Annotated in this window: 14 protein-coding genes and 1 other RNA gene; 11 read left to right on the top strand and 4 right to left on the bottom strand. The window is 57.8% G+C overall.

The window, feature by feature from the left end:
- Positions 1–13 precede the first annotated feature (13 nt).
- Positions 14–748 carry a metal-binding protein ZinT gene (locus BMX75_RS08600; RefSeq protein ID WP_092827139.1) on the top strand — a complete coding sequence of 245 codons (735 nt, stop codon included), beginning with the start codon at positions 14–16 and terminating at the stop codon, positions 746–748.
- A gap of 119 nt (positions 749–867) precedes the next feature.
- Positions 868–1,296, top strand: coding sequence for a lysozyme inhibitor LprI family protein (locus tag BMX75_RS08595; protein WP_092827137.1), 429 nt, complete (start codon positions 868–870; stop codon positions 1,294–1,296).
- Positions 1,297–1,370: 74 nt separating this feature from the next.
- On the opposite strand, the gene ssrA is transcribed toward BMX75_RS08595, so the two are convergent.
- Positions 1,371–1,748: a transfer-messenger RNA gene (ssrA, locus tag BMX75_RS08590) on the bottom strand.
- Between the two features lie 44 nt (positions 1,749–1,792).
- Positions 1,793–2,284: an SsrA-binding protein SmpB gene (gene smpB / locus BMX75_RS08585; protein ID WP_066316179.1), complete on the bottom strand. Its 492-nt coding sequence runs from the start codon at positions 2,282–2,284 to the stop codon at positions 1,793–1,795.
- Positions 2,285–2,409: 125 nt separating this feature from the next.
- Between smpB and BMX75_RS08580 the strand changes: the two genes are divergently transcribed.
- Both BMX75_RS08580 and BMX75_RS08575 read left to right on the top strand, forming a co-directional pair.
- On the top strand, positions 2,410–2,844 hold the full coding sequence (locus BMX75_RS08580) for a type II toxin-antitoxin system RatA family toxin (RefSeq protein ID WP_092827135.1): 435 nt from the start codon (positions 2,410–2,412) through the stop codon (positions 2,842–2,844).
- Positions 2,834–3,160 (top strand): RnfH family protein, encoded by a 327-nt coding sequence (locus tag BMX75_RS08575; protein ID WP_092827133.1) that lies wholly within the window; start codon positions 2,834–2,836, stop codon positions 3,158–3,160. Before BMX75_RS08580 ends, BMX75_RS08575 begins: the two co-directional genes overlap by 11 nt.
- An 8-nt stretch (positions 3,161–3,168) precedes the next feature.
- Here BMX75_RS08575 and BMX75_RS08570 read toward each other — a convergent pair whose 3' ends face one another.
- Entirely contained in the window at positions 3,169–3,612 is a 444-nt protein-coding gene (locus BMX75_RS08570) for an outer membrane protein assembly factor BamE (protein ID WP_092827132.1), read from the bottom strand.
- Positions 3,613–3,684: 72 nt separating this feature from the next.
- On the opposite strand from BMX75_RS08570, the gene fur reads away from it, so the two are divergent.
- Complete coding sequence (gene fur / locus BMX75_RS08565) at positions 3,685–4,137, top strand: ferric iron uptake transcriptional regulator (protein ID WP_066316169.1); 453 nt, start codon at positions 3,685–3,687, stop codon at positions 4,135–4,137.
- A gap of 134 nt (positions 4,138–4,271) precedes the next feature.
- Here the strand turns inward: fur and recN are convergent, their stop codons facing one another.
- Complete coding sequence (gene recN / locus BMX75_RS08560) at positions 4,272–5,945, bottom strand: DNA repair protein RecN (RefSeq protein WP_092827130.1); 1,674 nt, start codon at positions 5,943–5,945, stop codon at positions 4,272–4,274.
- A 197-nt stretch (positions 5,946–6,142) separates the two neighbouring features.
- Between recN and grpE the strand changes: the two genes are divergently transcribed.
- From grpE to dapB, 6 genes are all read left to right on the top strand, one after another.
- A complete protein-coding gene (grpE, locus tag BMX75_RS08555) occupies positions 6,143–6,781 on the top strand; it encodes a nucleotide exchange factor GrpE (RefSeq protein ID WP_092827128.1) in 639 nt (212 codons plus the stop codon).
- 123 nt (positions 6,782–6,904) lie between these two features.
- Complete coding sequence (gene dnaK, locus BMX75_RS08550; RefSeq protein ID WP_092827126.1) at positions 6,905–8,839, top strand: molecular chaperone DnaK; 1,935 nt, start codon at positions 6,905–6,907, stop codon at positions 8,837–8,839.
- A 191-nt stretch (positions 8,840–9,030) separates the two neighbouring features.
- Positions 9,031–10,182 (top strand): molecular chaperone DnaJ, encoded by a 1,152-nt coding sequence (dnaJ, locus tag BMX75_RS08545; protein ID WP_066316155.1) that lies wholly within the window; start codon positions 9,031–9,033, stop codon positions 10,180–10,182.
- Positions 10,183–10,268: 86 nt separating this feature from the next.
- Positions 10,269–11,168, top strand: coding sequence for a DMT family transporter (locus BMX75_RS08540; protein ID WP_092827124.1), 900 nt, complete (start codon positions 10,269–10,271; stop codon positions 11,166–11,168).
- Between the two features lie 217 nt (positions 11,169–11,385).
- A complete protein-coding gene (locus BMX75_RS08535; RefSeq protein ID WP_092827122.1) occupies positions 11,386–11,667 on the top strand; it encodes a DUF2218 domain-containing protein in 282 nt (93 codons plus the stop codon).
- A gap of 98 nt (positions 11,668–11,765) precedes the next feature.
- Positions 11,766–12,572: a 4-hydroxy-tetrahydrodipicolinate reductase gene (gene dapB / locus BMX75_RS08530; protein WP_092827120.1), complete on the top strand. Its 807-nt coding sequence runs from the start codon at positions 11,766–11,768 to the stop codon at positions 12,570–12,572.
- The last annotated feature ends 153 nt before the right edge of the window (positions 12,573–12,725 follow it).

Here is a 12,725-nt window from a genome sequence, read left to right as displayed (position 1 = left end):
GGAATATATCGACATGTTGAAGACGTATCGTCAAAAAGCGATTTTCGTGGCGCTAAGCACCGTACTGATTGCGGGTGTGCAAAATGTGCATGCCAAGGATCATGACCATTCGCACGATCATGACCATTCGCACGATCATGACCATGCTCACGACCACGACCACGACCACGACCACGACCACGACCACGACCACGACCACGACCACAGCCATGACAGCGATATCTATGCTGGCTACTTTGATGACGGGCAAGTAAAGGATCGTGCTCTTTCAGACTGGGAAGGTGACTGGCAGTCCGTCTACCCCTACCTGGAAGATGGGACGCTGGACGAGGTGTTTGCGCATAAGGCATCGGAAGGCGACAAAACGGCTGAAGAGTACAAGGCGTATTACGATAAGGGGTATCAAACGGACGTGGATCGTATCGTGATTGAAGGGCAAAACGTGACCTTCCATGAAGGTGGCGCGCAGCGTACGGGGGCGTATCAGTACGATGGCTATGAGATATTGACCTACGCGGCTGGCAACCGCGGTGTACGCTTTATCTTCGAGCTGGAAGAGCCATCTGACGACCTCCCTCAATATATCCAGTTCAGTGATCACAGTATCTATCCCACCGATGCGTCCCACTTTCATCTCTACTGGGGCGATGACCGTGAAGCGCTGCTGGAAGAGGTCACTAACTGGCCGACGTACTACCCCTCAGCGCTGGATGGTGATGAGATCGTCGATGAAATGCTGGCGCACTGATGTCGGTGGTCAAGTCGCTCCTCTGCCTTCTGGCAGGTTCGGCAATGTGAAAAAGCGCTGGCAGAAATGCCAGCGCTTTGCTTGTATGGGGCGAAACGAAAGCTGTGAAGAGTCGACCCATGACGCCCTATTGGCCTTTATCAATCGCAATACCTTCATTTGCACGCTTGCTGGGGATCGGGCTTTTGGTCTCAAGCAGTTGGGTAACCGCAGACACGGGATGCGCTAACCCGACTACCCAGTTAGCGCTAACGGAATGTTCGGCGCAGGCGTATCAATCGGCCGATGATGAGCTTAACGAGGCGTATCAGGGACTGGTCCGCAAGCTGGAGGCAAATCCGGCGACGCTTGAAAAACTGCGCGTTGCCCAACGGGCCTGGATAAGCTTTCGCGATGCCGAGTGCGCGCTCGAGAGCAGTGGCGTAGAAGGCGGCAGCGCACAGCCCATGGTACGTAACGGCTGCCTTGCCACGCTGACCAAGCAGCGCACGGAGAAACTGCGCGAGCATGCACACTGCGAAGAGGGCGATCTGAGCTGCCCGCGTTAATGGCACAGATCGATTTGATATAGGGGCCAAGGAAACAAAAAAGCACCCGTAGGTGCTTGATTTGAAGGGGTGTCTGGTGGAGGCGGCGGGAATTGAACCCGCGTCCGCCAGCACTCGCCCATTGGCTCTACATGCTTAGATTTCGTCTTTTGCTTTAACTCGGCTGACTCCGACGATCAGGATTCAGCCTCGCGAGTCTTCTAAGGTTTAACGGTTGACGAGAAGACACCGCCAACCGCGGTCCTATCAGCTTTAGCTCGTATCCCCTCAACGATGGATAGGCACATCGCCTTGGGGCCGGACAAGAAGCTACCAGCTTACGCTGCTAGCGCGCCCTGAGCATAGTTTTCGTCGTTTGCGACTATTTTTCGTGATGTGGTATTTACGAGATACATCACACTCTCGGCATGCACCGCAGGGGTTGTCACCGGCGTCGAAACCATGTCGCCCCCTTAGTTACCTGAGCATTCTAACGTGCTCACCCGGAATTGACCAGCTATGCCTTGTTATGTTCCCGCATGATTCTACCTTTTTGACGATTCCAGTCGCGGTCCTTCTCGGTGGCCCGCTTATCGTGGATTTTCTTGCCGGTCACCAGGGCCAGTTCGCACTTCACCTTGTTGCGCTTCCAGTAAAGCTTCAGGGGAACGCAGGTATGGCCTTTGTCCTGAGTCACCGAGAAGATCTTGGCGATTTCTTTGCGATGCAGGAGCAATTTTCGCGTCCGCGTGGGGTCGGCGATCTCATGGGTGCTCGCGGTGTTCAGCGGCATGATATGGCTACCCAGCAGCCATGCTTCGCCGTTGCGAACTAAAATATAGGTGTCCGTTAACTGCCCTTTGCCTGCGCGAAGGCTTTTGACTTCCCAGCCTGCCAGCGATAGACCCGCTTCGAAGGTTTCATTGATATGATACTCAAAGCGTGCCTTCTTGTTTTGCGCGATAACGCTGCTGGTAGGGCCTTTGCTCTTACCTTTTTTCGTGGCCATGAAACCTCATATTCGATCTGTCTGTGACACCCCCTTCGTTATGTGGGGAGGCATGATACCATTCAAGGTCTTAACTATGATTCCCATGATACGCCTTGGGCACTGTGAAGTCAGCGGAGAGGTCAATGCCAACCGTCAATCGTTCCGCCTTGGTGCGGCACACCCCGAAACAAATGTTCGATCTGGTCAACGACTTCGAACGCTATCCAGAGTTCTTGCCGGGCTGTCGGCGTGCGCGTTTGCTGGAGCACGACGACGATCATTTGATCGGCGAAATGACCCTGGGACGCGCCGGCGTCGAGCAGTCGGTTACCACACGCAACGACCTGTTCTCCCCCGAGCGTATTGAAATGTCCTTGGTTAGCGGCCCTTTCAAGCGCTTGAAAGGGCGCTGGCAATTCATTCCGATGGGGGATGGTGCCTGCAAGGTGAGCCTGGACATGGAGTTTGAATTTGCCAATCGGCTGTTGGGCATGGCATTCGGCAGGTTGTTCCAGCAGATTGCCGGACAGTTAGTGGATGCCTTTACCCGCCGCGCCGACGAGATCCATGGTCGATGATACCCTTGCCATCGAGGTGGCGTTTGGTCTCCCGCACAAACAACGCCTGATCGCACTGAGCGTGCCGCCGGGGACGACGGCACGTGAAGCCGTCGCCCTGGCGGACCTGCCCCATCTTTTCCCCGAGCTGGCCCCGGAAACGTTTGAAAACGCACCACTGGGCATTTTTGGTCAGGCGCTACGCGACCCATCCCAGTATCAGGTGGCGCCCGGCGATCGGGTGGAGGTTTATCGGCCACTGCTCATCGATCCCAAGGCCGCTCGCCGCGAACGTGCAAAACGTCAGGCGAGCGGGAGTGCCGATAAAGGCGAGTAGCCGCACGATCAATTGGTGGTGCTGGGCGTCGTGTTTTGCCTCGGCTGGTTAGGAATCGCCTCAGTGGGGTCGGTTGTGTCCGTCGCCGGACCGCCAGTGCTGTCGGCCTCCAGAGGGATGTCCTGGGAGAAATCGCCTTCCTGCTCGATATTGGCAAGCCGCCCCTGGTTATCAAACGTCAGCGTGACACGCCGCTGCTCAACCCCCGCGTAAGCTTTGTCGAGCCGGAACACGTAATCCCACTCGCGGGCATCAAAGGGGGCTTCAAGCAGTGGGCGGCCCATCACATAGGTCACCTGCTCCTGGGTCATCCCCGGTTGCAGTTGGTCGACCATTTCCTCGGTGACCAGGTTGCCTTGCGGGATGTCGCGTTTATACACGCCAACGTAGCTACAGCCGCTGATCACGGCAATGGAGACGGAAAGCGTAATGATTCGAGTCAATTTTTGCATTTGAGCCTATTCTTCACTATCGTGGTTTCGGTCGATCATACCCGACCTAACCTGTTACTGCGAAGAGCAACCATGGCCGATAAGAACCATGAATTACGTAAAGCCGGGCTGAAAGTGACCCTGCCGCGCGTCAAAATCCTGCAGATTCTCGAAACTGCATCGGGTCAGCACCACCTTAGCGCAGAAGAAGTGTATAAAACACTGATAGATGCGGGCGAAGATGTGGGGCTGGCAACCGTCTACCGTGTGCTGACTCAGTTCGAGTCGGCGGGCCTCGTGATTCGTCATAATTTCGATGGCGGCCACGCGGTATTCGAGATGACGCAAGAAGACCACCATGACCACATGGTGTGTCTGGAAAGCGGTGAAATCGTCGAGTTCGTTGACGAGATCATTGAGCGACGCCAGCAAGAAATCGCGGAAGAGCATGGCTATGAATTAGTTGACCATGCGTTGGTGTTATACGTGCGCCCCCGAGGATCGGACGTAACACGCCAGGACAGCGGTCCAACTAATAAGAAATAGGGGTTAACCCTAGCTCGGGCTTTGATGCACGCCCCAATGCCTCTAGGCTGCCTGGCTTGAATACCAGGCGGCCTAGAGGCGTTTTATTGCGCGCTTGAATACACGGTTGCCCAGTAGCCCTCAGCCCGCCATCGTCAGTGGGGTTGGCGCTGGCTGGCATTGAGCATTTCACGGGCATGGGCCAGGGTTTGGTCCGAGAGTTTGACGCCGCCCAGCATGCGAGCCAGTTCGCTGACTCTGCCCTGTTCATCCAGCAGGGCCATGTGCGTCAGGGTGGTATCGCGCCGGGCATGTTTCTCAATGTGCAGGTGCTGGTGAGCCTGGGCGGCCACCTGAGGCAGGTGGGTGACCGTCATTACCTGGCCGTTTTCACCCAGCTTGCGGAGCAGCTGGCCGACAATCTCGGCGGTAGCACCGGAAACCCCGACGTCCACTTCATCAAACACCAGGCTTGGAATGGTGGAGTGGGACGCGGCGACGACCTGAATCGCCAGGCTGATGCGCGAAAGCTCACCGCCGGACGCCACCTTGGTGAGCGGTCTGGCGGGCTGCCCGGGGTTGGCGCTGATTAAAAAGTGAACCTGATCGAGGCCTTCTGCCGCCGGGGTGTCTCGGGGCGTGACCTCCACTTCAAAGCGCGCCTTGCCCATGGCCAGGAAGCTTAGCTGCTGCTGGACCTCCTTCCCCAAACGGACGGCGGCTTGCTGGCGACCCTCGCTGAGGTGCTTGGCGTCACGTCGATAGCGCTCGCGAAGTTCCGCCACCTGGGCGCCCAGGGCTTCGATGTCGTTCTCGCTGTTATCCAGCTCGGCGACTTCCCGGCTCAGCTCCGCATGCAGTGCGCAGACTTCTTCCGGTGCCACATGGTGCTTGCGGGCAATACGGTGCACGTCCGCTAAACGCTCTTCCACCCACGCCAGGCGCTCGGGGTCGAGTTCGGTGGTGCTGGCGAGGCGGTTGAGTTCGCTGGCGGCCTCCTCGACCTGAATGCGCGCGTCACTGAGCATCGCCAGGGTGTTGGCCAGCGTGCCCTTGTCGCTGCCCGGCAGGGCGCTTAAATGTGTATACGCCTGGTTGAGCAGCGACAGTGCCCCGCCTTCATCGCTGGCGCAGCAGTCAGCGGCAAACTGCGTTTCGCGGAGTGTTTCATCGGCGTGGGCAAGGGAGTGTTGTTCTTCTTCAAGGGTTTGCAGTTCGCCTTCAGCAAGGCCCAACTGATCGAGTTCCTCCACCTGATAGCGCAGCAGCTGCCGTTTGGCTTCTACTTCACTACCTGCTTCCTTGCGCTGCTTGAGGCGACGGTTGGCGCTGCGCCAGTCACGGTACGTTTCGGCCAGCTGCTGGGCGATGTCGCGAAGGCCCGCATAATCGTCCAGCAGTGCGAGATGGGTTTCTTCGCGCATCAGCGCCTGGTGGGCGTGCTGGCCGTGAATCTGCACCAGATGTTCCCCAAGCGATTTGAGGTCGCTGATCGTGGCCGGTTGTCCATTGATCCATGCCTTGGAGCGCCCGCTTGCCGTTACCACCCGCCTTAACAGGCATTCATCGTTGGGCAGTTCGCGGCTGCCAAGCCACTCGCTGGCCGCGGGTAAATGCTGAATATCAAAACGCGCCGATAGATCAGTGCGTTCGCTGCCGTGGCGGACGCTGCCTGCGTCGGCGCGCTCGCCCAGGCAAAGGCCCAGTGCGCCCAGCAGAATCGATTTGCCTGCCCCTGTCTCGCCGGTGATGGCGGTCATGCCATGGGTCAGGTCGAGTTCCAGGTGCTCAACGATCGCGTAATCTCGAATGGCAAGCTGAGTCAGCATGAGGGCCTCCTGAGGCGCAGCGGAACGAGCGTAGTCAATGCGTCTGAATATTGTTGTTTTATACAGTAGTCGAAAACGCGCTTCAATGCCCACTTGAGATGGCTTTTATGGTCCCCATATACGATGCAGAGCCAATTCACGTTGCTACTTATTATTTGGGCGTACCGCACGCCTCTCGAACGTTGCAGGAGCAAGGCATGGCAAAAGAACCGCAAACCCCGATGGATGACGAGCTGGCTCGCCAAGAGCAGGAATCAGAGACGCCGGAACAGGAATCTGAAGATCGCCTGGTTGAAGGTGAGCTGGAAGGCCTCATTAATGACGACGAGGCTGTTGTTGATCGTGTCGACGATGAGGCGGAAGTTGATGTTCTGGCCGCCAAGGTGCAGGACCTGGAGCAGCGTCTGGCAGAAGCCAAGGATCAGTCGCTAAGAGAAGCTGCCGAAGCGCAAAATGTGCGCCGCCGGGCGGAGCTGGAAGCTGAAAAGGCGCGCAAATTCGCCCTGGAAAAGTTTGTGAAAGAGCTTCTGCCGGTCATCGACAGCCTGGAAAAAGCGCTCGAGTCGATGCAGGAAGATGCCTCCGAGGTGCACCGCGAAGGGGTCTCGATGACCCTGAAGATGCAGCTCGATGTGCTGGGCAAATTTGGCGTTGAAAGCATCGACCCCCAAGGCGAGCCGTTTGACCCCCAGGTTCACGAAGCCATGGCGATGGTACCGAACCCCGAGCAGGAGCCGAATACGGTCATGGAAGTCATGCAGAAAGGCTACCTGCTGAACGGACGTCTGGTCCGCCCGGCCATGGTCGTGGTCAGTCAGAAAGCGAATGAGTCATAGCGCAGTAAAGGCTTAAAAAGGGCCTTGAAAAGTCTCAGGTGGCCCCCAGATAAAGGGGCAACCCCGCGGGAAATCCCGCTACCAGTTTGATGTATTGAAACAACCGAATACGAGGTTCTTATTATGGGACGCATTATTGGTATTGATTTGGGCACCACAAACTCTTGTGTATCGGTGCTCGATGGCGACAGTGCAAAAGTCATTGAAAACGCAGAAGGTGGCCGTACCACCCCGTCCATCATTGCGTACACCGAAGACGGTGAGACGCTCGTTGGTCAGGCCGCCAAGCGCCAGGCGGTCACCAACCCCGAAAATACGCTTTATGCCATCAAGCGTCTGATCGGTCGTCGTTTTAAAGACGACGTTGTCCAGAAAGACATCAAGATGGTGCCCTACAAGATCACCGAAGCCGATAACGGTGATGCCTGGGTAGAAGTGAAAGGCCAGAAGATGGCGCCGCCGCAGGTAAGTGCGGAAGTGCTCAAGAAGATGAAGAAGACGGCAGAGGACTACCTCGGCGAAACCGTCACCGAAGCGGTTATCACCGTACCGGCCTACTTTAACGACAGCCAGCGCCAGGCCACCAAGGATGCGGGCCGCATCGCCGGTCTGGACGTCAAGCGCATCATCAACGAGCCGACCGCAGCGGCGCTTGCCTATGGCATGGACAAGTCACGCGGTGACAAGACCATCGCGGTATACGACCTGGGCGGCGGTACCTTTGATATTTCCATCATCGAAGTGGCCGATGTCGACGGTGAAACCCAGTTCGAAGTGCTGGCCACCAACGGTGACACCTTCCTGGGCGGCGAAGACTTCGATCTGGCGCTGATCAACTATCTGGTTGACCAGTTCAAGTCCGACAGCGGCATCGACCTGTCCGGCGACAACCTGGCCATGCAGCGTCTGAAAGAAGCGGCCGAGAAAGCGAAGATCGAGCTTTCCAGCGCTCAGCAGACCGACGTTAACCTGCCGTACATCACGGCGGATAACACCGGTCCGAAGCACCTGAACGTGAAAGTGACCCGCGCCAAGCTCGAGTCGCTGGTGGACGACCTGGTACAGCGTTCCATGGAGCCATGCAAGATGGCTCTGAAAGATGCTGGCCTATCCGCATCTGAAATTGACGACGTCATTCTGGTTGGCGGTCAGACGCGCATGCCGCTGGTTCAGCAGAAAGCCGCTGAGTTCTTCGGCAAGGACGCACGTAAAGACGTCAACCCGGATGAAGCCGTGGCCGTAGGTGCCGCTATTCAAGGCGGTGTTCTGGGTGGCGACGTGAAAGACGTGCTGCTCCTCGACGTGACGCCGCTGACCCTGGGTATCGAAACCCTGGGTGGCGTGATGACACCGCTGATCGAGAAGAACACCACCATTCCGACCAAGAAGACGCAGACCTTCTCCACGGCGGATGACAACCAGACGGCGGTCACCATCCACGCCGTCCAGGGTGAGCGCAAGCAAGTGTCGCAGAACAAGTCGCTGGGTCGTTTCGACCTTGCCGATATTCCACCGGCGCCGCGCGGTGTGCCGCAGATCGAGGTGGCCTTCGACCTGGATGCCAACGGTATCCTGAACGTCTCCGCGAAGGACAAGGCGACCGGCAAGGAGCAGTCGATCGTCATCAAGGCCTCCAGCGGCTTGACCGAAGACGAGATCGAGCAGATGGTACGCGACGCCGAAGCTCACGCTGACGAAGACAAGAAGTTCGAGGCGCTGGTGCAGTTGCGTAACCAGGCGGACGGCATGATCCATGCCACCCGCAAAACGTTGGAAGAAGCCGGTGACAAGGCAACCGATGACGAGAAACAGTCCATCGAGACGGCGATCAGCGAACTGGAAGAAACCACCAAGGGCGACGACCAGGAGTTGATCCAGCAGAAGCTTGACGCGCTCACGGAAGCCTCCGGCCAACTGGCGCAGAAGATGTACGCCGAACAGGCAGAGGGCGCTGAGCAGCCGGGTCAGGAAGGTGCTGACCAGGCTAACGCCAAGCCCGATGAAGACGTGGTCGACGCCGAGTATGAAGAAGTCAACGACGATCAGAAAAAGCAGTAAGTGCTCTTTCTGACGAGGTAGGCGGCGACGCGGGGGGCAACTCCCGCGTTGCTGTTTCCACGTCCAAGACGCACAAGGCTTTGATGTGTCGTTAAATACTGTGTCTTAAATACTCTGACGTTAACACTATGTCGTTAACACATAGTTAAATGTGCAGTTGAATGCGTAGCTAACCAAGAGGCGTAGGACCCATGTCCCAACGCGATTATTACGAAATCCTGGGTGTCGACAAAGGGGCTGATCAGAAAGAGATCAAGAAAGCCTACCGTCGCCTTGCGCAAAAATATCACCCTGACCGCAACCCGGAAGACGATACCGCGGCGGAAAAATTCCGCGAAGTGTCGGAAGCCTACGAAGTCCTGACCGACAGCGAAAAACGTGCGGCCTACGACCAGTTTGGTCATGCCGGCGTAGACGGCCAAGGCGGAGGCTTTGGTGGCGGTGGTTTCGGCGGCGGTGGCGCTGGCGATTTCAGCGACATCTTCGGCGATGTGTTTGGCGATATTTTCGGCGGTGGCGGCGGTCGTCGTCGTGGTCCCAATGCTCCGGCGCGCGGTTCTGACCTGCGCTACAACCTGGAACTGGATCTGGAAAATGCCGTTGCCGGCACCACGGTTGATATCCGTGTGCCACGGCATATCGAATGCGACCGCTGTGACGGCGGTGGCGCCGAGCCGGGGTCAAGCAAGGACACCTGCCCCACCTGCCATGGTCACGGCCAGGTGCGTATGCAGCAGGGCTTTTTTGCGGTTCAGCAAACCTGCCCGACCTGCCATGGCTCAGGCCAGCACATCAAGGTGCCGTGTCACAAGTGTAACGGCGAAGGGCGCGTGCGCGAGACCCGGACACTGTCGGTGAAAATCCCACCGGGTGTGGATACCGGCGACCGTATCCGCCTGAACGCGGAAGGCGAAAGTGGTATCAATGGCGGCCCGCCCGGCGACCTGTACGTCCAGGTGGCCATCAAGCCGCACCATATCTTCCAGCGTGACGGCAAGCACCTGCAATGTGACGTGCCGATCAACTTCGTCGATGCGGCCTTGGGCGGTGAGCTGGAAGTGCCGACGCTCGATGGCCGAGTGAAGCTGAAGATTCCGCCGGAAACCCAAACCGGCAAGATGTTCCGGCTCAAGGGCAAGGGCGTCAAACCGGTTCGCGGTGGTGTCCCTGGCGATCTGCTGTGCAAAGTCGTGGTGGAAACGCCCGTCAAGCTCAGCGAGGAGCAGAAGCGTCTGCTGCGCCAGTTCCAGGAAAGCCTGGAAGGCAGCAATAGCCATCACTCACCCAAGAAAACCGGCTTCTTCGACAGCGTGAAGAAGTTTTTTGAAGAGATGAAGCCGTAATGCCGGACTAATGGCATTAGTCGCCGGTTAAGCTCAAAACCCTCGGTTCGCCGGGGGTTTTTGCTGTATGGGGAGTGCTGCGCATCATGAATAACCTCCAGGATAGGCCTGCCAAAGGGATTTTGCTCAGGGTTCTGTCAGGTCTGTTGTTTACCGGCATGCTGGTCAGCATCAAGGCGGTCAGCGACGCCGTGCCGGTCGGTCAGTCGGTGTTTTTCCGCTCGCTGTTTGCGTTGTTGCCGATCATGGTGTTTCTCGTCCTGCGCCATGAATTTCCCCGTGGCCTGGCAACGCGTCGCCCACTGGGCCATGCCCTGCGATCGGGGCTGGGGGCGGCGGCGATGTTTGCGTCCTTTGCGACGGTTGCGTTGTTGCCGGTTGCCGAAGCCACGCTGCTCGCCCAGTTGACGCCTGTGTTCATGGCGGTGGGCGGGATATTACTGCTGGGTGAACGGTTTTCGCTCTATCGGGCGGGGGCTATTGTGCTGGCCCTTGGCGGGATGGCGGTGTTGGTGTTGCCAGGGCTGAGTGCGGACGGGGCGGATGGGCAGTTGGCGGGCTATGCGCTAGGCGCGCTCAGCGCCCTGTTAACGGCAGGGGCGCTGTTGACCGTTCGGCGGATTTCACGCACGGAAACGGCGGCTTCCATCGCGTTCTACTTTATTCTGGTGTCGTCGCTGGCGGGACTTGCAACCCTGCCTCTTGGCTGGGCGGCGCTTAGCCCGAGCGAGTTTGGGTTGCTGGTGCTCTCGGGCCTGTTTGGCGGGGCGGCGCATATCGCGATGACGCTGGCGTTACGCTACGCGGAGGCGTCCCGCCTGGCGCCCTTTGAGTATATTGCCCTGGTTTGGCCCGTGTTGGCGGATTGGGTGCTGTTCGGGATACCTGTCTCGAGTGCTTTTCTGCTGGCACTCCCGCTGATGCTGAGCGGGGTGGCGCTGGCCGCCATGGAAGGGCGGCGGCTTAAATGGCCTCTTCGACGATAAACTGTGGGCTGCCTTAGAAAATAATGAATTAACAAATCATGATATGGGATTGATTCAAATTTACAAAAAAGATAATTATCGTGGAAGTGGTGTTGGCTGTCGCAGGGTAACCCATTAACGCCGGTTCACGTCCGGGGGGCAAACGCTGCTTGGCACTTGTTGTTACGCGCATTAGGCTAGTAGGTACTCACTTGCCACTTCTTTGGGAGAATGCAGCATGCCGCTATCCCGTGCTGAAATCGCGACGTCCTCTGGTGAGCGCTTGATGAATCGCTTGTGCAGGCACTGGGCGCACGAGTTTGAGGTCGAGCATCTCGAGCAAGAGGTTAAAGTCCACTTTGCTTCCGGTACTTGCCTGATGCGAGCCGATGTCGAAACCTTGACGGTGGCAATCGAAACACTGGAGGAAGGCCACCTGGATGAACTGGAAGGTATCGTGGAGCGGCACCTGGTACGTATGGCCGGTGATGAAAACCTGGTCATCATTTGGGAAAACTGAGCGAGGCCCGGCGTCGAATAGGGCGGTGGGTCTGTTATAATCGCCTGCCTATATTCCCTTTATATTGATGCACTAGATCACTTAGCGCAGGAGTTTCCATGACTCGAGTTGCCATTGTTGGCGTCGCTGGCCGGATGGGCCGCACACTGGTAAACGCTGTTGAACAAGAGGCTGACGCCACGCTGGCCGGTGGTATCGTCGAGCCAGGCAGCTCCCTGGCGGGTGCCGATATTGGCGAGCTGGCAGGGCTTGGCAAGCGGGGCGTTACGGCGGTGGATTCGCTGGAGGCCATCGTGGACGATTTCGATGTACTGATCGATTTCACTGCGCCGCAGGTGACGCTGGCCAACCTGGCGTTCTGCGCCAAGCATGGCAAGCGCATCGTGATTGGTACCACGGGTATGAATGATGATCAGCTGGCTCAGCTGGATAGCTACCGTGATGACGTTGCAATGGTATTTGCGCCCAATATGAGCGTGGGCGTCAACCTCACCCTGAAGTTGTTGGAGACCGCCGCCAAGGCGCTGGGCGATGAAGGCTACGATATTGAAGTTATCGAGTCCCACCATCGCCATAAAGTGGATTCACCGTCGGGCACCGCCATCAAGATGGGCGAAGTGGTTGCGCAAAGCCTGGACCGCACGCTAAAAGAGCACGGCGTGTTTGAGCGGGTGGGGCAGTGCGGCCCGCGCACCGATAAAGAGATTGGTTTCGCCACCGTTCGCGCAGGCGATATCGTCGGCGAGCATACGGTGATGTTTGCCACTGAAGGCGAGCGTATCGAAATTACCCATAAGGCCTCCAGCCGCATGACCTTTGCCAAAGGTGCGGTGCGCGCGGCGCGTTGGGTCGCGGGTCAAGAGAACGGCCGCTACGATATGCAGGATGTGCTGGCGTTGAACTAGATAAGCCACGCGCCTGCGATAGGGCCGTCCGGTCACTGAGGGGTAGTCTTGGGCCAGAAATTCCTGTAACATTCCAAAAATTTTGGCCTAGTGGCTGCCTTCAGGCAGCAAAATGTCTGCAGCGAAAGCACCGCGCTTGTTGCACTGGCCCCA

The sequence above is a fragment of the Vreelandella subterranea genome (assembly GCF_900111305.1).
In the GTDB taxonomy this organism is placed as follows: domain Bacteria; phylum Pseudomonadota; class Gammaproteobacteria; order Pseudomonadales; family Halomonadaceae; genus Vreelandella; species Vreelandella subterranea.
The sequence above is the reverse complement of the archived record's forward strand: the minus strand, read 5'-3'. Positions and strand labels throughout refer to the sequence as shown.

Coding starts and splice junctions, on each gene's coding strand:
- BMX75_RS08600 (WP_092827139.1), top strand. CDS start 14: ATGTTGAAGACGTATCGTCAAAAAGCGATTTTCGTGGCGCTAAGCACC.
- BMX75_RS08595 (WP_092827137.1), top strand. CDS start 868: ATGACGCCCTATTGGCCTTTATCAATCGCAATACCTTCATTTGCACGC.
- smpB (WP_066316179.1), bottom strand. CDS start 2,284: ATGGCCACGAAAAAAGGTAAGAGCAAAGGCCCTACCAGCAGCGTTATC.
- BMX75_RS08580 (WP_092827135.1), top strand. CDS start 2,410: ATGCCAACCGTCAATCGTTCCGCCTTGGTGCGGCACACCCCGAAACAA.
- BMX75_RS08575 (WP_092827133.1), top strand. CDS start 2,834: ATGGTCGATGATACCCTTGCCATCGAGGTGGCGTTTGGTCTCCCGCAC.
- BMX75_RS08570 (WP_092827132.1), bottom strand. CDS start 3,612: ATGCAAAAATTGACTCGAATCATTACGCTTTCCGTCTCCATTGCCGTG.
- fur (WP_066316169.1), top strand. CDS start 3,685: ATGGCCGATAAGAACCATGAATTACGTAAAGCCGGGCTGAAAGTGACC.
- recN (WP_092827130.1), bottom strand. CDS start 5,945: ATGCTGACTCAGCTTGCCATTCGAGATTACGCGATCGTTGAGCACCTG.
- grpE (WP_092827128.1), top strand. CDS start 6,143: ATGGCAAAAGAACCGCAAACCCCGATGGATGACGAGCTGGCTCGCCAA.
- dnaK (WP_092827126.1), top strand. CDS start 6,905: ATGGGACGCATTATTGGTATTGATTTGGGCACCACAAACTCTTGTGTA.
- dnaJ (WP_066316155.1), top strand. CDS start 9,031: ATGTCCCAACGCGATTATTACGAAATCCTGGGTGTCGACAAAGGGGCT.
- BMX75_RS08540 (WP_092827124.1), top strand. CDS start 10,269: ATGAATAACCTCCAGGATAGGCCTGCCAAAGGGATTTTGCTCAGGGTT.
- BMX75_RS08535 (WP_092827122.1), top strand. CDS start 11,386: ATGCCGCTATCCCGTGCTGAAATCGCGACGTCCTCTGGTGAGCGCTTG.
- dapB (WP_092827120.1), top strand. CDS start 11,766: ATGACTCGAGTTGCCATTGTTGGCGTCGCTGGCCGGATGGGCCGCACA.